This is a genomic window from Actinomadura sp. NBRC 104412, assembly GCF_030269515.1.
GTDB lineage: Bacteria > Actinomycetota > Actinomycetes > Streptosporangiales > Streptosporangiaceae > Spirillospora.
Window position 1 is genome coordinate 214,189 of record NZ_BSTM01000005.1, and the last position, 21,019, is coordinate 235,207.

The 21,019-nt window shown below is 70.5% G+C and carries 17 protein-coding genes; 12 read left to right on the forward strand and 5 right to left on the reverse strand.

The window, feature by feature from the left end; all coding sequences use genetic code 11:
• Positions 1-338 precede the first annotated feature (338 nt).
• From QSK21_RS08975 to QSK21_RS09005, 7 genes are all read left to right on the forward strand, one after another.
• Positions 339-1,058 carry an amino acid ABC transporter ATP-binding protein gene (locus QSK21_RS08975; RefSeq protein ID WP_502871532.1) on the forward strand — a complete coding sequence of 240 codons (720 nt, stop codon included), beginning with the start codon at positions 339-341 and terminating at the stop codon, positions 1,056-1,058.
• 124 nt (positions 1,059-1,182) lie between these two features.
• A complete protein-coding gene (locus QSK21_RS08980) occupies positions 1,183-2,052 on the forward strand; it encodes a glutamate ABC transporter substrate-binding protein (RefSeq protein WP_285694923.1) in 870 nt (289 codons plus the stop codon).
• Between the two features lie 175 nt (positions 2,053-2,227).
• The gene (locus QSK21_RS08985) at positions 2,228-2,929 is read left to right on the forward strand and encodes an amino acid ABC transporter permease (protein WP_285694924.1); all 702 of its coding nucleotides are present in this window, start codon (positions 2,228-2,230) and stop codon (positions 2,927-2,929) included.
• Entirely contained in the window at positions 2,926-3,918 is a 993-nt protein-coding gene (locus tag QSK21_RS08990; protein WP_285694925.1) for an amino acid ABC transporter permease, read from the forward strand. Before QSK21_RS08985 ends, QSK21_RS08990 begins: the two co-directional genes overlap by 4 nt.
• Before the next feature lie 272 nt (positions 3,919-4,190).
• The gene (locus QSK21_RS08995; protein ID WP_285694926.1) at positions 4,191-6,155 is read left to right on the forward strand and encodes a S9 family peptidase; all 1,965 of its coding nucleotides are present in this window, start codon (positions 4,191-4,193) and stop codon (positions 6,153-6,155) included.
• A gap of 86 nt (positions 6,156-6,241) precedes the next feature.
• Positions 6,242-6,457, forward strand: coding sequence for a helix-turn-helix domain-containing protein (locus tag QSK21_RS09000; RefSeq protein ID WP_285694927.1), 216 nt, complete (start codon positions 6,242-6,244; stop codon positions 6,455-6,457).
• Positions 6,454-6,972: a Clp protease N-terminal domain-containing protein gene (locus QSK21_RS09005; protein WP_285694928.1), complete on the forward strand. Its 519-nt coding sequence runs from the start codon at positions 6,454-6,456 to the stop codon at positions 6,970-6,972. Before QSK21_RS09000 ends, QSK21_RS09005 begins: the two co-directional genes overlap by 4 nt.
• Here QSK21_RS09005 and QSK21_RS09010 read toward each other — a convergent pair.
• The 4 genes from QSK21_RS09010 to recA all read right to left on the reverse strand — a co-directional run bounded on the left by QSK21_RS09010 (position 6,969) and on the right by recA (position 12,572).
• Positions 6,969-7,307 carry a lamin tail domain-containing protein gene (locus QSK21_RS09010; protein WP_285694930.1) on the reverse strand — a complete coding sequence of 113 codons (339 nt, stop codon included), beginning with the start codon at positions 7,305-7,307 and terminating at the stop codon, positions 6,969-6,971. The genes QSK21_RS09005 and QSK21_RS09010 overlap by 4 nt on opposite strands.
• A 101-nt stretch (positions 7,308-7,408) precedes the next feature.
• Positions 7,409-8,983 (reverse strand): ribonuclease Y, encoded by a 1,575-nt coding sequence (gene rny / locus QSK21_RS09015; protein ID WP_285694931.1) that lies wholly within the window; start codon positions 8,981-8,983, stop codon positions 7,409-7,411.
• Positions 8,984-9,439: 456 nt separating this feature from the next.
• Entirely contained in the window at positions 9,440-9,955 is a 516-nt protein-coding gene (locus QSK21_RS09020; RefSeq protein ID WP_285694932.1) for a regulatory protein RecX, read from the reverse strand.
• 1,525 nt (positions 9,956-11,480) lie between these two features.
• Positions 11,481-12,572, reverse strand: coding sequence for a recombinase RecA (recA, locus tag QSK21_RS09025; RefSeq protein WP_285694933.1), 1,092 nt, complete (start codon positions 12,570-12,572; stop codon positions 11,481-11,483).
• Between the two features lie 204 nt (positions 12,573-12,776).
• Between recA and QSK21_RS09030 the strand changes: the two genes are divergently transcribed.
• The 4 genes from QSK21_RS09030 (at position 12,777) to QSK21_RS09045 (ending at position 15,929) form a co-directional block, all read left to right on the forward strand.
• Positions 12,777-13,637, forward strand: a complete 861-nt coding sequence (locus QSK21_RS09030; RefSeq protein ID WP_285694934.1) for an ATP-grasp domain-containing protein — start codon at positions 12,777-12,779, stop codon at positions 13,635-13,637.
• A gap of 237 nt (positions 13,638-13,874) precedes the next feature.
• Positions 13,875-14,252: a hypothetical protein gene (locus tag QSK21_RS09035; protein ID WP_285694935.1), complete on the forward strand. Its 378-nt coding sequence runs from the start codon at positions 13,875-13,877 to the stop codon at positions 14,250-14,252.
• A gap of 3 nt (positions 14,253-14,255) precedes the next feature.
• Positions 14,256-15,425 (forward strand): glutathionylspermidine synthase family protein, encoded by a 1,170-nt coding sequence (locus tag QSK21_RS09040; protein ID WP_285694936.1) that lies wholly within the window; start codon positions 14,256-14,258, stop codon positions 15,423-15,425.
• A 57-nt stretch (positions 15,426-15,482) separates the two neighbouring features.
• Positions 15,483-15,929: a DUF350 domain-containing protein gene (locus tag QSK21_RS09045; RefSeq protein WP_285694937.1), complete on the forward strand. Its 447-nt coding sequence runs from the start codon at positions 15,483-15,485 to the stop codon at positions 15,927-15,929.
• 107 nt (positions 15,930-16,036) lie between these two features.
• Here the strand turns inward: QSK21_RS09045 and QSK21_RS09050 are convergent, their stop codons facing one another.
• The gene (locus QSK21_RS09050) at positions 16,037-16,231 is read right to left on the reverse strand and encodes a DUF3046 domain-containing protein (RefSeq protein WP_285694939.1); all 195 of its coding nucleotides are present in this window, start codon (positions 16,229-16,231) and stop codon (positions 16,037-16,039) included.
• A gap of 109 nt (positions 16,232-16,340) precedes the next feature.
• Here QSK21_RS09050 and QSK21_RS09055 point away from each other — a divergent pair, with 109 nt between their 5' ends.
• Positions 16,341-20,963, forward strand: coding sequence for an ATP-dependent helicase (locus QSK21_RS09055; RefSeq protein WP_285694940.1), 4,623 nt, complete (start codon positions 16,341-16,343; stop codon positions 20,961-20,963).
• Positions 20,964-21,019 lie beyond the last annotated feature (56 nt).

A 21,019-nucleotide genomic window follows, 5' to 3' on the forward strand; every position in this document is an offset into this window, starting at 1 on the left:
GGCCCCTATGCGCGCACGCGCCGAAACCCGCCGGGCGCCCGGCGTCGGCCGTTCCGGGCGGAGAAGTGATCAAGCTGGTCAACGGCCGGTTACCCGGCGATCAAGTGTTCACAACGAGCTTCGCGGCCCCTCCCGCCCGGCCGATCACCTTCCGTCCGGAAACCCCGATCGTGGCGCCGACGTGGGGATTCGTGATCGGATCGGTACCGCGCCGAAAGCGGAGGGCAGGAAATGATGACGTAAAGTCCGGCTGCATGACCGACAGCGGAGACGGACCCGAGCTCACCAAGGACGGCGGGTCCCGGGACGACAGCGCGAACGGCGCGCCCCTGGTCGTGATGAAGCATGTCAACAAGCACTTCGGTGATCTGCACGTGCTCAAGGACATCAACCTCACGGTCGACCGGGGCGAGGTGGTGGTGGTCATCGGCCCCTCCGGCGGCGGGAAGTCGACCCTGTGCCGGTCGATCAACCGGCTGGAGCCGATCGACGACGGCGTGATCATGGTGGACGGCAAGGAACTCCCCCGGGAGGGCGGCGAGCTGGCCAAGCTGCGCGCCGACGTGGGGATGGTGTTCCAGTCGTTCAACCTGTTCGCCCACAAGACCATCCTCGACAACGTCACGCTGGGCCCGATCAAGGTCCGCAAGGTCGCCAAGCAGGAGGCCGAGCAGCACGCCATGGAGCTGCTGGAGCGGGTCGGGATCGCCAACCAGGCGCAGAAGTACCCGGCCCAGCTTTCGGGCGGCCAGCAGCAGCGCGCGGCGATCGCCCGCTCGCTGGCGATGAAGCCCAAGCTCATGCTGTTCGACGAGCCGACCTCGGCGCTGGACCCGGAGATGGTCAACGAGGTGCTGGACGTCATGACCGGGCTGGCCGGGGAGGGCATGACGATGATCGTGGTGACCCACGAAATGGGCTTCGCCCGGCGGGCCGCCCAGAAGGTCGTGTTCATGGCCGACGGCCAGATCGTCGAAGAGAACACCCCCGACGAGTTCTTCACCAACGCGCGCACCGACCGCGCCAAGGACTTCCTGTCCAAAATCCTTACCCATTGATCATCTTTATCGATCGGTCGGCTCGAGTGACGTGATGACCCCCGTACGTCGAATACGTCGAAGGATCACCCCGAGCCGCGGCCCAGGCAGTAGGCACCGGCAGAAGCAGAGGGAGAACGAGCAAATGCGAGTACGTCGTTTCGGCGCCGTCATCGGCGCGGCGACCGCGCTGGCGATGGCCCTGACCGCGTGTGGGAGCGACACCGAGAGCACCCAGGCCACGACCGTCGTCCAGAAGGCCAAGGACTCGAAGAAGCTGGTCGTGGGCATCAAATACGACCAGCCGGCGCTCGGCCTGAAGAAGCCCGACGGCACCTTCGAGGGCTTCGACGTCGACGTCGCCAAGTACATCGCCAAGGAGCTGGGCGTCCCCGAGAGCGGCATCACCTTCAAGGAGACGACCTCCGCCAACCGCGAGTCGTTCCTCGGCGGAGGCCAGGTCGACCTGGTGGTCGCCACCTACTCCATCACCGACGCCCGCAAGAAGCAGGTCACCTTCGCCGGCCCGTACTACGTGGCCGCGCAGGACACGATGGTCCTGGCCGACAACGACGACATCAAGACCGCCCAGGACCTCAAGGGCAAGCGGCTGTGCAAGGCCGCCGGGTCCAACTCGTTCCGCCGCGTCACCGAGGGCCCGCCGGACGGCAAGCTGGCCATCTCCGGGGTCAAGCTGGTCGACGCCTCCAGCTACTCCGAGTGCGTCGCCAAGCTCAAGGCCGGCGCGCTGGACGCGGTGAGCACCGACGACCTGATCCTGGCCGGGTTCGCCAACACCCAGAAGGGCCAGTTCAAGGTCATCAACAACCCGATCAGCGAGGAGAAGTACGGCGTCGGGATCAAGAAGGGTGACACCGAGACCTGCGAGGCGGTCAACAAGGCGCTCACCAAGATGTACCAGGACGGCACGGCCAAGACCCTCCTGGAGAAGCACTTCGCCGGCACCGGCCTGCAACTGAAGACCACCGTCCCGCAGTTCGAGGGCTGCGCCTGATCCAGGCCCGTTCCCGGCCGGGCCGTCGTGCCCGCCGCCCGCCCGCAAGCGTCCCGCGGCGGCGCGCACCGGCCGGGACCCGTGCCTGGCGCAGGCGAGGTCCGCCGTTCCGGAGCGCTCCCCGGACGACCCGACCGGGGAGCGCTCCGGGCATCCCGACCCCCGCTGGAACCCCATGGATCAGCTACTCGACCTGTTCAACTTCAGCTCGGTCTTCGACGAGCGCGACCAGCTCCTCGACGGCTTCTGGGCGACCATCCGCCTGGCGGCCCTCTCGGCGGTGCTGTCCCTCATCATCGGCACGATCCTGGCGTCCTTCCGGGTCTCGCCCGTGCCGGTGCTGCGGACGGTCGGCACCGCCTACGTCAACGTCCTGCGCAACACCCCGCTGACCCTGGTGCTGCTGATGTGCAGCCTCGGCCTGAACGACATCCTCGCGCTGACGTTCTCCGACAGCACCTCCACCAGCTACTACTGGTGGGCGGTCCTGGGGTTGTCGGGGTACACCGGCGCGTTCGTCTGCGAGGCGCTGCGCTCGGGCATCAACACGGTGCCGCTCGGCCAGGCGGAGGCGGCGCGCTCGATCGGCCTGTCCTTCTTCCAGTCGCTGCGGCTGATCATCCTGCCCCAGGCGTTCCGCTCGGTGATCGCGCCGCTGGGCAGCATCCTGATCGCGATGATCAAGAACACCACGGTGGCGAGCGCCGCCAGCTACGCCGAGGCCGCCTCGGTGATGAAGACCCTGCTCGACCAGCCGTCCTTCCAGGGCGGGGCGCTCCCGCTGTTCATCGGCGTCGCGATCGCCTTCATGGTCCTGACCCTGCCGACCGGCTTCTTCTTCGGCTGGCTGGCCAAGCGGATGGCGGTGGCGCGATGAACCGCGAGGCGAACGTTCTGTTCGACATCCCGGGCCCGCGGGCGCGGGCCCGCAACCAGGTCCTGACCGTGGTGTCCGGGGTGATCCTGGTCGCCGTGATCGTCGCGCTGGCATGGCGGCTGAACACCCGCGGCCAGTGGGAGGGCTCGCTGTGGAGCCCGTTCCTGGAAGGCGACGTCTGGACGAACCTGATCCTGCCCGGCCTGTGGAACACGGTGAAGGCCGCGGCCGTGGCCTCGGTCCTGGCCCTGCTGTTCGGCGTGGTGTTCGGGCTGGCCAGGCTGTCGGACCACTGGTGGATCCGGATCCCGGCGGGCGCGGTCGTGGAGTTCTTCCGCGCCATCCCGCTGCTGATCCTGATCTTCCTGGCGTTCTTCATCCCGAACAAGATCAGCCCGGTGATCGCCCAGTCCCCCTTCGGCACCTTCCAGCGGGTCATGGTGGACACCTTCGGCTGGATCTTCGGCATCGAGATCACCGCCGGTGTGATCACCGTGCCGGCGTTCGCCGCCGTGGTGTTCGGCCTGGTGCTCTACAACGGGTCGGTGCTGGCCGAGGTGTTCCGGGCCGGGATCAACTCGATCCCCAAGGGCCAGTCCGAGGCGGCCTACTCCATCGGGCTCCGCAAGAACGGCGTGCTGCGGCTGGTGCTGCTCCCGCAGGCCGTCACGGTCATGATGCCGGCGATCGTCAGCCAGCTCGTGGTGCTGCTCAAGGACACCGCGCTCGGCTTCATCATCGCCTACTCCGAGCTGCTCCAGGCCGGGTTCAAGCAGATCCCGCCCAACTACGGCAACAACGTGCTGCAGGCGGGCATCGTGGTCGCGGTCATCTACATCACGATGAACATGCTGATCAGCATGCTGGCGAACCGGCTCGAGGCGCGCAGCCGGCGCAGCCGCAGGACCGCCGCCAAGACGATCGGCACCGGCACCGGGGCGCCGCCCGCCGCCGGCATGTCCGTCGCCGGTCAGACCCCGAGCACCTGATCGGCGCCCGTACGGAACGGCCGGAAGGGGCCACCGCGTGACGCGGTGGCCCCTTCCGTATCCGCGGCCCCCGGGGCCGGTCGTGGCACCGGTCTCTCCCGGTCGCTGAGAAGGCCGCTGGGACGGCGTGGGAAGGGACCTCGGCTCCTCACCCGGCGAGCCGACGGCGAGGCGCCCTGGCCGCCGCTCACCCTGTGAACGGCTTGTATCTTTCCAAGGTCAACTGCCCAGTCATGGCCCCAACGGATCCCCGTATGCGGGACGATTCGCATATGACCGCTCGTGCGACCCTTCCCTACGGCTCCTGGCCCTCCCCCATATCCGCCGCCGACGTCGCTCGCGCCCGGCTGCGCCTCAGTTTTCCCACCGTCCATAACAGCGATGTGTGGTGGCAGGAGACCCGACCAGAGGAAGGCGGCCGGACCACGGTCATCCACCTGCAGGGCGGTCACCGCACCGAGCTCCTGCAGGCGCCGTGGGACGCCCGCACCCGGGTCCATGAGTACGGGGGACGGTCCTATCTGCCCGTCCGCACCGGCGAGGGCTTTGCGATCGTGTTCTCCAACTACGAGGACCAGCGGTTGCATCGCCTTGACCCGGGCGACCCCAAGCCGCGCCCGCTGACCCCCGAGCCGGCTCTTCCCGGCGGGCTTCGCTATGCCGACTACACGCTTTCCCCGGACGGCTCCGAGGTGTGGTGCGTATGCGAGGGGCACACGCCTGACGGGATTCGCCGCGCCATTGTCGCCGTCCCCCTGGACGGCAGCGCCGCCGCTGACGCGTCCGCGATCCGTGAGCTCGTCACCGGCGCCGATTTCTACGCCTCCCCCACCCCGTCCCCCAGCGGCGGGCATCTGGCCTGGGTCCAGTGGAACCACCCGAGGATGCCCTGGGACGGCACGGAGATCCGTGTGGCCGCGCTGGAGAACGGGCAGGCCGTGGCGCCCCGCACCGTCAAGGGCGGTCTCAACGAGTCGGCCCTGGCGCCCCTGTGGCGGGACGACAGCTCGCTTTACGTCATCTCCGACTGGCCCGGCTGGTGGAACATCTACCAGGTCGGTCTCCACGGGGAGTCGCCGCAGGCCCTCTACCCGGCGGAGGAGGAGTTCGCCGGGCCGCTGTGGCAGTTGGGCGGCATGCCCTACGCGCTCCTTGAGGACGGCCGGCTCGCCGTGCTGCACGGGGAGGGCGACCAGCGCCTGGGCATCTACGACCCGGACACCCTGGAGCTGGTCGACCTGGAGGTCCCCTACGACGACTGGCAGTTGTCGTTGTCGGCGCACGGCTCCACCATCGTCGGCATAGCGGGGGGCATGACCGTCCCGCCGTCGGTTGTGCGCATCGACACCACCACGGGACGCGTGGAGGGGCTGCGGCGTGAGCTGGCGGAGCTGCCCGACATCGCCTACCTGCCCAAGGCACGCGCGGAGCAGATCGAAGGCCCCTTCGGACGTCCCGTCCACGCCAACATCTACCCGCCGTCCAACCCGGAGTACGCGGGGCGGGAAGGGGAGCTTCCTCCCTACGTGGTGTTCATCCACGGGGGGCCGACGAGCCGCGCGTCGCGCACGTTGAGCTTGGAGCGTGCCTTCTTCACCAGCCGCGGCATCGGCGTCATCGACGTCAACTACGGCGGCTCCACCGGATACGGCCGCGCGTACCGGGAACGCCTGCGCCGCCAGTGGGGCGTGGTGGACGTCGAGGACGCCGTGGCCGCCGCCAAGGCGCTCGTCGACGGCGGCATCGCCGACCCTGAGCGGCTCGCCATCCGCGGCGGCAGCGCGGGCGGATGGACGACCCTGGCGGCCATCACCACCACCGACGTGTTCAAGGCCGCCACGTCCTACTACGGCATCAGCGACCTGAAGGGCTTCGCCGAGGCCACGCACGACTTCGAGTCGCGTTACCTGTTCGGGCTGATCGGCCCCCTGCCCGGGTTCGAGCGCGCCTATGAGGAGCGTTCGCCGCTCAACCGCGCCGATGACACGTCCTGCCCCGTGCTGCTGTTGCAGGGCCTGGACGACCCGGTCGTCCCGCCGGACCAGTCCGAGCGGTTTGCGCTCGCGCTGGCGTCGAAGAAGACGCCGTACGCGTACCTGACGTTCCAGGGCGAAAGCCATGGGTTCCGGCGCGCCGACACCGTCATCGCCTGCCTGGAGGCGGAGCTCGCCTTCTACGGCCAGACGCTGGGCTTCAAGCCGCAGGGAGTGGACCCCATCGACCTCATCGTGGGCTGATCTCTCGCAGGGGCCTTCACGCGGTCGCGGAAGGCCGTGTGTCAGCCTAGGTTGACGCACCCGCCATGTCAGCCTAGGCTGACAGCATGACGACGATGACCGAACTCGCCCAGGCCGTGGACAGCCGCGATCCGGCCACGGGCCTGGGCGCCGTGGCCGCCCTGCGCCGGCTCGCCGACGAACTGGAAGCGCTCCACGTCGCGAACGCGCGTGCCCAAGGCTGGTCCTGGCAGGCCATAGCGTCCGCGCTGGGCGTGCGGCGCCAGTCCGTCCACAAGAAGCACGCGAGGCGCCTGGCATGATGACGCTCGCCTCGTTCGACCCGTCCGCGCGCCACGCCCTCATCCGCGCGGGCCTGCTCACCGAAGGCCCGACCCTGGGCACCCGCCCTCTGCTGCACGCACTACTCGAAGACGGCCCCATAGCCGGGCTCGACCTCACCCCCGACTTCGCGGGGCGGTCCCAAAGGGACCTTCTCGCGACCCTGGGCATCGACGTCGACGACGTCCACCGGCGTGCGTCCGAGGCGACCTCCCTTCGCCTGGACGACCCGTCCCTGTGGAGACTGAGGCGTTCCCCCTTCCTCCCCTTGCGGGTGACGCTCACGGGCCCTGGGACACAGGTGACCCTCAACGAGGCCGCCCGCAAGACCCTGGAAGTCGCGCTGTGGGCCGCTCGCCGCCGTGGCCATCCCTCGGCGTCCCGTGAAGACCTTCTCTGGGGGCTGCTGGCCGACCGCGGCAACAAGGCGGTCCAGATTCTGCGCAGCCGCAACATCGACCTCCGCACGCTCTGGACCGCCCTCGGCGCCGCTTAGGAGACCATGTAGGAGTTGATGTCGAGCAGGGCGTGGTCGGGGCCGAAGTAGGAGATGGTGTCGCCCCCGGTGTTGTTGAGGAAGCCCGCCGTACGGCCGTTGTAGTAGGCGCCGGGACGGTTCGTCCCAGGACCCACGTACACCCGCAGCAGGCTGCCCGGCGGGATCGTGTAGCCGGCACCGATGGTGAGCAGGTTGCCCGCCTGGTCCCGCAGGTAGCCCCCGCCCACGGCGACCGTGCGGGACGTCGTGTTGCGCAGAACGACGTGTTCCCCCGTCTCGGGCTGCACGTCATCGCCGCCGGGGTCGGGGAACACGATCATTCCTCCGCTCATATCGGAATGATCTTGACGTGCTCCGATGACCCGTTTCGGACGCGCACATGAACATCACAGGACACACCCGCAACATCCCGGGCGGGTCGGCGACGGCGGGATCAGCGGGCGAACTCGATCGCGCGGGACTCGCGGACGACGGTGACGCGGATCTGGCCCGGGTAGGTGAGCTCGCTCTCCACCTGCTTGGCGATGTCCCGGGCGATCACCTGGGCCTGGATGTCGTCCACCGCGTCCGGCTTCACCATGACGCGGATCTCACGGCCGGCCTGCATCGCGAAGACCTTCTCGACGCCCTCGTGCTTCTCCCGGGCGATCTCCTCAAGCCGTTCCAGCCGTTTGACGTACGCCTCCAGCGACTCGCGGCGCGCCCCGGGACGGCTGCCGCTGATCGCGTCGGCGGCCTGGGTGAGCACAGCCTCGACCGTGCGGACCTCGACCTCGTTGTGATGCGCCTCGATGGCGTGCACCACGTCCTCATGCTCGCCGTACCGCCGGGCGATCTCCGCGCCGATCAGCGCGTGGCTGCCCTCCACCTCGTGGGTGAGCGCCTTGCCGATGTCGTGCAGCAGCGTGCAGCGCTTGGCGAGCTCGGCGGGCAGCCGCAGCTCGGCCGCCATGATCCCGGCGATATGGGCGGACTCGATCAGGTGCTTGAGCACGTTCTGCCCGTAGGACGTGCGGTAGCGGAGCTGCCCCAGCAGGGTGATCAGCTCCGGGTGCATCTCGGTGATGCCCAGCTCGACCAGGGCGTCCTCACCGGCCCGCACGCACAGCTGCTCGACGTCCGCGCGGCTGCGCTCGTAGACCTCCTCGATCCGCTGGGGATGGATCCGGCCGTCCAGGACCAGCTTCTCCAGCGTCAGCCGGCCGACCTCGCGGCGCACCGGGTCGAAGCAGCTGAGCAGCACCGCCTCGGGCGTGTCGTCGATGATCAGGTTGACCCCGGTGGTGGACTCGAACGCGCGGATGTTGCGCCCCTCGCGGCCGATGATCCGGCCCTTCATCTCGTCGCCGGGCAGGTGCAGCACCGACACCACCGACTCGGCGGTCTGCTCGCTGGCCACCCGCTGGATGGCCAGGGTGACGATCTTGCGGGCGCGCTTCTCGCCCTCCGCCCTGGCCGCGTTCTCGATCTCCCGGGTGATCGGGATGGCCTCCCGCTTGGCCTGGTTCTCCATGGCGGCGACCAGCTCGGCCTTGGCCTCCTCGGCGGTCAGCCCGGCGGCGCGTTCGAGCACCCGGCGGCGCTCCTCCTCCATCTGGCCGAGTTCGCTCTTGCGGGCCTCCAGCGCCTTCTTGGACTCCACGAGCCGCGCGGACCACTCCTCCAGACGGCGGACCTCGTCGTCCAGCCGCTGCTCGCGCTCGGCGAGCCTGGCCTCCCGGCGTTCCAGGTCCTCGCGGAGGACGCGCAGATCCTCCCGCAGCGCGCGGGCCTCCTTCTCCACCTCGCCGCGCGCGTCGCTGTCGATCCGCCGGGCCTGCGCCTCCGCCTTGGCGAGGATCTCCTGCGCCTGCGACCGGGCGTCCGACCTGATCTCGTCGGCGTCCCGCTGCGCTCGGCCGAGCTCCTCCGGATCGAACCCGGCGGGCGTGCCGGGACGCCGCAACACGACGATGACGAGAGCGACCAGGGTCACCAGAAGCGCGGCACCCAGCAGGACGCTCTCCATGAGGCAGACCCTTCCTCGCCCGCGGGCCCCGCCGAGATCGGAGCCCTGCTCTGCGAGGATTTACCCGCGTTCGGCCGGACCGCCGCACGCCTGACAACGCCCCGCGGCGGGTACGCCACAGCGCCAGGACGGCGGTGAGCCGTACCCGGAGCCCGCGGCCCGTCCTCCACCGAGGTCGGCCAACGTCTGTCCTCTATGCCTCTCAGCTGCGCGAACGTGTTCGGTCGTATGGCAATCCGCAGTGCGCGGAGTAATTCCTCACTGCCGTAACGGTAAGCGGCACGGAGGTAATGAGCAAGCAAACCCCGGGCAATCCGGACTAACCCAACGGACGCGTGAGGAATCGCTTACCGCGCCCCAGGACGCCCCGACCTGGGACGTCCCACGGTCAGAAGCACCACCGCCCCCCGTCGGACACCCCGTCACCTCCCGGCGTGTCGGCTCCCCGCCACGGGCTCACTCCAGATCGACCGCGTCGGGCAGACCCTCCACGTCATCCCCCTCCGCCTCCAAGACCTCCCGGACGACCCGGTACGCCAGCCCGGGCGGGTAACCCTTGCGCGCCAGGACACCGACCAGCCGCCGCATCCGCTTGGCCGGCTCCACCCCCCGCGTCGATGCCGCCCTCCGCTCGATCAGCCGCCGCGCGGTCCGTTCCTCCTCGTCGGCGTCCAGACCCTCCACCGCGTCCCGGACGGTCTCCTCGGCCACCCCGCGCCGCCGCAGCTCCCCCGCCAGCGCCCGCCGCGCCAGCCCGCGCCCGGTGTGCCGCGACCGCACCCACGCCCGCGCGAACGCCTCGTCGTCGATCAGCCCGACATCGCTGAACCTGCCCAGCACCCGCTCGGCGACCTCGTCCGAGATCCCTTTCCGTCGCAGCGCGTCCTCCAACTGAGCCCGGGTACGCGGCGCCGCCCCGAGCAACCGCAGGCAGATCTCCCGAGCCCGCCCCTCCACGTCCCCGTCCGCCACCGCCCCACCCCGGCGCCGCGTCCGCCCGCCACTTCCCGCAACGCCTCCCGCTCCGCCATCCTTCGCGCCACGGCCGTCCCCCGAGGAAACGCCCTGGTCACCTTCCCAAGCACTCCCCGCACCCACCCCAGCCTGCGGAACGCCCTCAGAGCGCCTCGCCCGCGAGCCGGGCGCGCCCGAACCCTCACCTGCCGACTCCCGCTCGTCCCCCGCCGTCCGACCACCGGACACGCGTCCCGAACGCTCGCCCCGCGAACGAACCCCTGGCGACGCACCACCCGCACGATCCTCAGAGGCGCCTGCCTCCGTCACGGAAGCGGGCTCACCCGTCCACGCCTTCCGAGCCCACTCAGCCCCGAAAGGACCACCCCGACCCGCCCCCTCCAACCCGTCCCAAGGAAACCCCCGTTCCCCCACCGACCCACTCTCCCCGGCATCGCTTGCACTGGCGCCCTCACCCGACCCGAACGGTCGCCCCCAAGCCGGCAGCACCTCCGCTCCGGACGACCCGGCCTCGCCGAGCCCGGCACCTCCCCCCAACCACGGGTTCGATGCCACCTCCCCAAACGCACCTGTTCCGCCCTCCGCCGACGACCCACCACGCACGGATGCCTCATCGACCACGGGTCGTTCACCCGGCACCGGAGACCACCGCACCCCGGCTCCCGGCTCCTTCCGCTCCTCTTCTTCCATGGACATCTCCTGAGGCATCTCCCTAGGTGTCTGGCCCGAGGCACTTCGGCGGCGAAGCCCACGGCACGGACATCCTGCGCTCGTTAAGCCTGTTCCATCGGGTGCGGCGCCTGCGATGCGCCCGGGCGAGGTCGGGCAGCCGGGAGCGGCGTGGGGACTCGGGTGGGCGCTGGTTGTCCGGGCGGGTCATGTGGGGCACGTGCCTGGACGGGGGCGCCGCCCGTGGGAGCGGCGGCGGCGCCAAAGGGGAAGGTCCGTGCACCGACCGGCCGGTGCCGGGTAGGGCGCCGCCGCCCTGCACACGAGATCATTCCCCAACCTCCGTCAAGAATCACCCTGATCGGGGGAATCCTCGTCAGGGAGTGACGTCACATGTAGGTTGCCGATCGGCCTCGGTCGCATCCACCTCCGGTGGTGGGTCGCCGTCGTGCCCTTCCCTGGCAACGCCCACACCCTTTGGACCGGGCGCCGTGGGCGAGGCCCGCCCCGGCTTTTGGGGTCGATGCGCTGCGGCCCTTGGACGGACCTGCCCCCCGCGCCTCAGGCATGGACAGTGCGTCTTGGCCCGGATAGACCACCGCTGACCTCCGGGTGCCCGACCTTGCGTGGAAGGGTTGCAGCACCGCACCCGGTGGAACGGGCTGCCCAAGCGTAGACGGGCCGTCCGCGCGCCCCCGGCTTCGGAGACCTGTGTGCCTCCGGGCTCGACACCCGCCTCCTCGGACGCTCCTCGCTCCTGGGCTTCGTCGGCCCACGGGAGGGACGGGCCTGCGATCCCGGGGGCGGCCGGTCCGCGTCCTGGGCGGGTGTGCGGTTGCCGCCGGGGTGGTCGTCAGTCGCCGGGCTTGGGGGTCTTGCCCTTGCGGGTGGGGGCGGGCGCCGGCGGGGTGGCGGCCTCGGCGGGGGCGGGGTCGGCCTCCTTGTCGACGCGGGGGCCGATGCCCAGCTTCTCCTTGATCTTCTTCTCGATCTCGTCGGCCATGTCGGCGTTGGCCTTGAGGAAGTTGCGGGCGTTCTCCTTGCCCTGGCCGAGCTGGTCGCCGTCGTAGGTGTACCAGGCGCCGGACTTGCGCACGAAGCCGTGCTCGACGCCCAGGTCGATCAGGCCGCCCTCGCGGGAGATGCCCTGGCCGTAGAGCAGGTCGAAGTCGGCGACCCGGAAGGGCGGGGCCATCTTGTTCTTGACGACCTTGACCCGGACCCGGTTGCCGACCGCCTCGGTGCCGTCCTTGAGGGTCTCGATCCGGCGCACGTCCAGCCGGACGGAGGCGTAGAACTTCAGCGCGCGGCCGCCGGTGGTGGTCTCGGGCGAGCCGAACATGACGCCGACCTTCTCGCGGAGCTGGTTGATGAAGATGGCGGTGGTCTTGGTCTGGTTGATCGCGCCGGTGAGCTTGCGGAGGGCCTGCGACATGAGGCGGGCCTGGAGGCCGACGTGGCTGTCGCCCATCTCGCCCTCGATCTCGGCGCGCGGCACCAGCGCCGCCACCGAGTCGATCACGACGAGGTCGATCGCGCCGGAGCGGATGAGCATGTCGGTGATCTCGAGGGCCTGCTCGCCGGTGTCGGGCTGGGACACCAGCAGGCTGTCGATGTCGACGCCGAGCTTGCGGGCGTACTCGGGGTCGAGGGCGTGCTCGGCGTCGACGAACGCCGCGATGCCGCCCTTCTTCTGGACGTTGGCCACCGCGTGCAGGGCGAGGGAGGACTTGCCGGAGCCCTCGGGGCCGTAGATCTCCACGACCCGGCCGCGCGGCAGGCCGCCGATGCCGAGGGCGATGTCGAGCGAGATGGACCCGGTGGGGATCACCTCGACCGGTGCCCGCGCCTCGTCGCCCATCCGCATGACCGAGCCCTTGCCGAACTGGCGCTCGATCTGGGCCAGTGCGGTTTCGAGGGCCTTCTCCCGATCGTTCGCTGCCATGAGGTGATCGCCCCTTTGTCGTCTGTCCTTCGGTGTCGGAGGCGACGTTACGGGGCGCCACCGACAGTTCCCGACCCGACTTTACCGAACATCCGTTCGATCATGGTCCGGGACACCGGATCCGCCGCGGATCCGGCCGCCGAATCTCCGTGCGCTCGGCATGGCGGACCCCGTAACCTGGCGCCGTCGACGGAGGGTTCCATCATGACGCTGACCGTCCTTTTCTGCGTCGATCCGCTCAGCCCCCGGCGCGTTGACCCCCATTTCGCCCGCGAGGCCGCCGCCGTACGGGATCATTACGGTGAGATCGCCCTGATCGACCACGAGGCGCTGCGGCGCGGTGACGCCGAGGCGGCGGTACGGGCCGTGCCCAGGGACCTCGGGCCCGTCTGGTACCGCGGCTGGATGCTCACCAGCGCGGAGTACGCGGCGATGGCCGCTCTCCTGAAGAAGCGGGGCACGCTGCTGATGACGCATCCGGACGACTATCGGCGGGCGCACGAGCTGCCCGGCTGGCATGACACGTTCGCGGGTCTGACACCGCAGAGCGTGTGGCGGCCTCTGTCCCCCGGCCAGGACCCGGGTGACTTAGGGGAACTGGTGCGTCCCCTGCGCGGCGGCCCCGGGGTGGTCAAGGACTACGTGAAGTCCCGCAAGCACGAGTGGGACGAGGCGTGCTTCGTCCCGGACGTGAAGAACCTGGCGTTACTGCGGGGCGTCGTGGCCAAGATGCTCGCGTTGCAGGACGAGTTCCTGGCCGGTGGCGTGGTCGTACGGGAGTACGAGCCGTACGACGGGGAGGGCGAGGCGCGCGTGTGGTGGGTGGACGGGGAGCCCGCTCTCATAGGTCCGCACCCCGACAGCCCTGAGGTCGAGCCCGAGCCCCGTGTGGACGCCGTGGCCCCCGCGGTGCGCACGCTCGGGTGCCGGTTCATCACCACCGACCTGGCGCGCAGGGACGACGGCGAGTGGCGCGTGGTCGAGGTGGGTGACGGCCAGGTCAGCGATCTGCCGTCCACGGTCGATCCCATGGACCTGTACGCGCATCTTCCGGTGCCCGATTGAGCCACCGGACGTCGATCACCATCATCGGGACGGGACTGCGCCCACGAAGCCCTTTCGGCATGGGATGATCCAGAAGTTCGTCATTGGCGGGAACGAGGTCTTGGTCCCTTCCGTCCGAGGATCGACCACCTCTAAGCTATGGCTTCGCAACCGACCGTTCTCATTCCGTGAGCGCGCGGCGCCGCCCAGGGGCGATCGGCTGCCAGTGGCCTCGTTGCACAAAAGGACGTGTTCCCCTTGCCCCCTCAGCAGGACAAGCGCCGGCTCAGCTCGCGGGCTGTGAAGATCGGGATGGTCAGCGCCCTGTCGCTGACGGTGGCCGCATGCGGTTCCAAGACCACCACGGCGTGGTGCGTCGACCGGTACGCGCCGGCGGTAGGCAGGACCGCGGGCGGTTACAAGGTCGTCTCCGATGTGTTCTGCGACTCGCGAGACATCGAACGAGGCACCGTGTCCTATGGACGGTACTTCTGGTACTACGGCGGCAAGCGCGACTCCGACGGCTACGTCAGCGGTGGCAGCCGCTTCGGGCCGAGCAAGGGCAAGATCAAGTCGTCCAGCGGGAGGACGCTGAGCCGCGGCGGGTTCGGCGGCAGCGGCAGAAGCGGGAGCTGAGCCGTGCGGCGAGAACGTTCCGCACCGCGTCCTGACTGGCCGCAAAAGGTGGAGATGCACGGCCTGGCCTTCCACCGCGACGCGCACCCCGAGCACCTGACCCGCCCCTATTGGGACGAGTCGGTGCACTACGTGTTCGAGATGGACGAGGTGCTGGCGCTCGAAGAGGTCGTCGAAGAACTGCACCGCATGTGCCTGGACGTCGTCGAGCATGTCGTGAGCACCGGCCGTTACCACGTGCTGGGCATTCCCGACTGGGTGGCGCCCCTCATCGAGGAGTCGTGGCGGCGCCGCGACCCGCATCTGTACGGGCGTTTCGACCTGCGCTACGACGGCACGGGCCCGGCCAAGCTGCTGGAGTACAACGCCGACACCCCCACCGCCCTGGTGGAGAGCGCGATCGTCCAGTGGTACTGGCTGCAGGAGGTCTTTCCCGGAGACGACCAGTGGAACTCCATCCATGAGCGCCTGGTCGACCGGTGGAAGGAGATCGCCGCGCAGCGCCTCGACAAAGGCCCGGCCCATTTCGCGTGGACGCACGGCGACGAGACCGGCGAAGAGGTCATGACGATCGCGTACATGCAGGAGACCGCCGAGGAGGCGGGCCTGCCCGGGATCGCCATCGCCATGGAGGACATCGGCTGGGATTCGCGGCGCGGGCGTTTCGTGGACCTCAAGGAAGACGAGATCCGCACGCTGTGCAAGCTCTACCCCTGGGAATGGATCGTCAACGAGCCGTTCGGCAAGAACATCCCGGGCACTCCCACCCGGTGGATCGAGCCGATCTGGAAGATGATCCTGTCCAACAAGGCGCTGCTGGTCCTGCTGTGGGAGCTGTTTCCGGGGCACCCCAATCTGCTTCCCACCTATCTCAACACGCCGTCCGACCTGACCTCGTACGTGCAGAAGCCGTTGCTGGGACGGGAGGGCGCGAGCATGCGCATCGTCACCCCTGACGGCGACGAGCAGCGCACCGAGGGCGGTTATGGGAGCGAGGGCTTCGTCTTCCAGGAGTTCTGCCCGCTGCCCGACTTCGATGGTGAACACCCGGTGCTGGGGGCCTGGGTGGTCCACGACGAGTCCGCGGGGCTCGGCATCCGTGAGACCTCGGGTCTCATCACCGATGACACGTCGTCATTCGTCCCGCACCGCATTCCCCTGTCAACCCCCTAGTGACGCGTCCGGCGAACCCCTGACCCCTAGAGGACGCGCCTCCCGCTAAGGAGATCAATGAACGACGACAGCCTCGCCCAGATCCTGCTGGACGGGACGGGCGCGATCCTCGCCTACGCCTTGGTCGGCCTGGTGCTGTTCGTGGTCGGCTTCTACATGACCGACCTGGCCACCCCGGGACGGCTGATCACGGTCATCCGTACCCACCGCAACCCGAACGCGACGCTGCTGGCGTGCGCGTCCACCGTCGGGGTGGGCCTGATCGTGGCCGTCTCGATCTTCGCTTCGGGCGGCGATCTGATGGAGGGCCTGACCAGGACGCTGGTGTTCGGCCTCGTGGGCATCGTGGCGATGACCATCGCCACCCTGGTCTTCGACAAGGTGGTGGGTATCAGCATCAGGCACCTGGCCGACGACTCCGAGGACAAGCTGGAGCCCGCCGCGATCCTGCTGGGCGTCGCCAACCTGATGATCGGCTTCGTCACGGCCGTCGCGGTCTACTGAGGCGGTCCGCTCAAGCGGGTCTGCTCAAGCGGGTCTGGCTGAAGGCGCCCGCCGGCACGCCCCCCGTCCCGCCCAGGGGGGCGGGGGATGCTCGCCTGGACGGTCGTTCAGTGGAGGCGCTGGGGGACGTCGAAGGTGTCGACGACCGCCTTCCAGACCTTCTTGGCCGGCTCGCCGTCCGCGAGGGCCTGCTCGATGGTGCGGCCGCCCAGTTCGGCCAGGACGTGGTCCTTGGCGACGCTCTCGGCGTAGCCCTCCCCGAACTGCTCGTTCATCCGTTCCCAGAACTCTGTCAACCGCACCCGTCCACGCTATCCGAGGCCACCGCGACCCGGTCCGGAAGCGCTCGATCACGATGTGACGAGCGCCACCCCGGCGCGTTTTGTCGGTGGCGGGATGCAGGATGGGGACATGAGCGGTGACGTGCTCGAACGCTTCTCCCCCGCCACCCGGGAGTGGTTCAGGGGGGCGTTCGCGGCGCCCACCCCGGCGCAGGCGGGAGCGTGGGAGTCGATCTCCAGCGGCGACAACACCCTGGTCGTCGCGCCGACCGGCTCCGGCAAGACGCTGGCCGCGTTCCTGTGGTCGCTCGACCGCCTCACCGCCTCGCAGCAGGACCCTGAGGCGGAGCCCGCCGACGAGGCCGATCCCAGGCGGCGCTGCCGCGTCCTGTACGTCTCGCCGCTCAAGGCCCTGGCCGTGGACGTCGAGCGCAACCTGCGGGCCCCGCTCACCGGCATCCGCCAGGCCGCCCGCAGGCTCGGCCTCGCCGAGCCGGACGTGCGGGTCGGGATCCGCTCCGGCGACACGCCCGCCGACGAGCGGCGGCGGCTGGCCACCCGGCCGCCGGACATCCTGATCACCACCCCCGAGTCGCTGTTCCTGATCCTCACCTCGCAGGCCCGCGAGTCGCTGCGCGGTGTGCGGACGGTGATCGTGGACGAGGTGCACGCGGTGGCGGGCACCAAGCGCGGCGCGCACCTGGCGCTCAGCCTGGAACGGCTGGACGCGCTGCTGGAGCGTCCCGCGCAGCGGATCGGCCTGTCGGCGACGGTGCGCCCGGTGGACGAGATCGCCGCGTTCCTCGGCGGCACCCGTCCCGCCACGGTGGTGCAGCCGCCGTCGGACAAGGTGTTCGACCTCGACATCGTCGTACCCGTCGAGGATCTCGGGGAGATCGCCCGGTACACCGACGACTCCGGGGCGGCCGACCCCCGGCAGCGCAGCATCTGGCCGCACGTCGAGGACCGCCTGCTCGACCTGATCGGGCGGCACCGGTCCACGCTGGTCTTCGCCAATTCCCGCCGCCTGGCCGAACGGCTGTGCGGGCGGCTCAACGAGCTCGCGTACGAACGCACCACGGGAGCGCTGCCCGAGAACCATGCCCCTGCGGAGACGATGGCGCAGGCCGGCGCGTCCAGGGGCGCTCCGGTCGAGATAGCGCGTGCCCATCACGGCTCGGTCTCCAAGGAAGAGCGCGCCGGCATCGAGGACGCCCTCAAGCAGGGCCGCCTCCCCGCGGTGGTGGCCACGTCCAGCCTGGAGCTGGGCATCGACATGGGCGCGGTGGACCTGGTCGTCCAGGTGGAGTCGCCGCCGTCGGTCGCCAACGGCCTGCAGCGGGTGGGGCGCGCGGGCCATCAGGTGGGCGCGGTGTCCAAGGGCGTCATCTTCCCCAAGTACCGGGGCGACCTCATCCAGACCGCGGTGGTGGCGGAGCGGATGCGCGGCGGCCTGATCGAGGAGACGCGCTACCCCCGCAACCCGCTCGACGTCCTCGCCCAGCAGATCGTCGCGATGGTGGCGATGGACGAGTGGACGGTCGACGAGCTGGAGTCCGTGGTCAAGCGGGCGGCCCCTTACGCCACGCTCCCGCGTTCGGCGCTGGAGGCGACCCTGGACATGCTCGCGGGCCGCTACCCCAGCGACGAGTTCGGGGAGTTGCGTCCCCGCCTCGTGTGGGACCGCGTGACCGGCGTGCTGCGCGATCGTCCCGGGGCGCAACGGCTCGCGGTCACCAGTGGCGGCACCATCCCCGACCGTGGCCTGTTCGGGGTGTTCCTCGTCGGTGAGAAGGCGTCGCGGGTGGGCGAGCTGGACGAGGAGATGGTGTACGAGTCGCGCGTCGGTGACGTCTTCGTCCTGGGGGCCAGCTCTTGGCGCATCGAGGACATCACCCCTGACCGCGTGCTGGTGTCCCCCGCGCCGGGGCAGCCGGGCAAGCTGCCGTTCTGGCATGGCGACACCCTGGGACGCCCGGCCGAGCTGGGGCGCGCGCTGGGCGCGTTCACCCGCGAGCTGGCCGCGTTGCCCGAGGGCGCCGCGCGTGAACGGGTCGCGTCCTTCGGCCTGGACGAGTGGGCCTCCGCCAACCTCGTCTCCTACATCGGCGAGCAGCGCGAGGCGACGGGCCATGTCCCGGACGACCGCACGCTCGTGGTCGAACGGTTCCGCGACGAGCTGGGCGACTGGCGGGTGGTCGTCCACTCGCCCCTGGGCGCGCGCCTGCACGCCCCCTGGGCGCTGGCCATCGCGGGGCGCCTGCGCGAACGGTACGGGGTGGACGCCCAGGCGATGCACGCCGACGACGGCATCGTCATCCGCCTCCCCGACATGGACGAGCCGCCCAATCTGGAGCTGGCCGTCTTCGATCCCGACGACATCGAACGCATCGTCGTCGACGAGCTGGGCGGCTCGGCGCTGTTCGCGGCCCGGTTCCGCGAGTGCGCGGCGCGTTCCCTGCTGCTCCCGCGGCGCCGTCCCGACAAGCGCATGCCCCTGTGGCAGCAGCGCCAGCGGGCGGCGCAACTGCTGGCGGTGGCGAGCAAGTACCCGTCGTTCCCGATCGTCCTGGAGACGATGCGCGAATGCCTCCAGGACGTGTTCGACGTCCCCGGCCTGGTCCAGTTGATGCGCGACCTGTCCGGACGCAAGGTGCGCATGGTCGAGGTGGAGACGAACGAGCCGTCGCCCTATGCGCGCTCCCTGCTGTTCCACTACGTGGGCGCGTTCATGTACGAGGGCGACTCGCCCTTGGCCGAGCGCCGCGCCCAGGCCCTCGCCCTTGACTCCGCGCTGCTCGCCGAGCTGCTGGGCCAGGCCGACCTGAGGGAGCTCCTCGATCCCGAGGTGGTGGCCGACACCGAACGCGAGCTGCAACGCCTCGCCGAAGACCGCCGCGCCCACGGCCTTGAGGGCGTGGCCGATCTGCTGCGCACGCTGGGGCCGCTCACCACGGCCGAGGTGGTCGAACGCACGGCCGTACCCACTCCGGAAGGGGTCGAGCCGGACCTGACCGCAGGAGAACGGGCCGTCGGGCTGTGGCTGGTGGACCTTGAGGCGACACGGCGGGCCGTCCGCGTACGGATCGCGGGCAAGGAGCATTGGGCGGCGATCGAGGACGCTGGGCGCCTGCGTGACGCGCTGGGCGCGCCCCTTCCCGTGGGGATCCCCGAGGCGTTCCTTGAGCCTGTCGACGATCCGCTGGGCGACCTCGTCTCGCGGTACGCCCGTACGCACGGCCCGTTCCGCGTGGGGGACGTGGCCGCGCGCTTCGGCCTGGGCCCCGCCGTGGTGGCCGAGACCCTGCGGCGCCTCGCGGGCGCGGGACGCGTCGTGGAAGGGGAGTTCCTTCCTGTCGAAGCCGTCTCCGGCCCGCTGACCAGCGAATGGTGCGACACCGGCGTGCTGCGTACACTGCGGCGCCGTTCGCTGGCACGGCTGCGCGCGGAGGTGGAGCCCGCCCCACCCGAAGCGCTCGGCCGGTTCCTGCCCGCATGGCACGGCATCACGGGCGGTTCGCGGCTGCGCGGCATCGACGCCCTCGTCCAGGCCATCGAGCAGTTGCAAGGCTGCGCGGTGCCCGCGTCGGCTCTGGAGTCGCTGGTGCTGCCGTCCCGCGTCCCCGGGTACTCGCCCGCCATGCTGGACGAGCTCACGTCCGCCGGAGAGGTCGTCTGGGCCGGCCAGGGCGGTCTGCCGGGAGGGGACGGCTGGGTCTCCCTCTACCTGGCCGAGTCGGCGCACCTGCTCATGCCGGAGCCCGCCGAGATCACCCTGACCCCCGTGCACCACGCTGTGCTCGACGCCCTGTCGGACGGCGGCGCGCTGTTCTTCCGCACGCTCTCCGACCGCGTCGCCTCCGGCGAGACCGGACCCGTCGACGACCAGGACCTGGTCACCGCCGTGTGGGACCTGGTCTGGGCCGGCCATCTCACCAACGACACCCTGGCCCCCCTGCGGTCCGCGCTCGGCTCGGGCCGCCCGTCCCACCGGTCGAGGACGACCCGCCGTGGCCGTCCCGTCCTCCCGTCCCGCACGGGGCCGCCCACGGTGGCGGGACGCTGGTGGCTGCTTCCCGAGCGGGAGAGCCGCGCGACGCTCCGTTCGCACGCGCTGGCGGAGTCGCTGCTCGACCGCTACGGCATCGTCATCCGGGGCGCGGTGGCCGCCGAACGCACGCCCGGCGGCTTCGCGGCCGTCTATCCCGTCCTGCGCGCCTTCGAGGAGAGCGGCCGTTGCAGGCGCGGCTACTTCGTCGAGGGCCTGGGCGCCGCCCAGTTCGCCATGCCCGGCGCCGTCGATCGGCTGCGCGCCCTGCGCCCGGCGCCCCCGCCCGCCGACCCGTGGGAGACGGCCCCGGGGGGAGGGCACGCCGAACGCCGCGCCCTCGTCCTGGCCGCCGCCGACCCGGCCAACCCGTACGGCGCCGCACTGCCCTGGCCCACCCGGGACGACGAGGTCGCCAGCGGCCACAAACCCGGCCGCAAGGCCGGCGCCCTGGTGGTACTGGTCGAAGGCGAACTCGTCCTCTACGTGGAACGCGGCGGCCGCACTCTGCTGACCTGGCACGACGACCACGACTCCCTCCAACCCGCCGTGGACGCCCTCGCCCTGGCCGTCCGCGAGGGCGCCCTGGGCCGCCTCACCGTCGAACGCGCCGACGGCGAAGCCATCGTCAACTCCCCCTTGGCCGCCGCCCTGGAAGCCGCCGGCTTCCACCCCACCCCCCGCGGCCTACGCCTACGCGCCTGACCCACCCAGGGCATACCTCCCGGCCCAGCCGAGAATGACCGCCCGACCGTGGACCC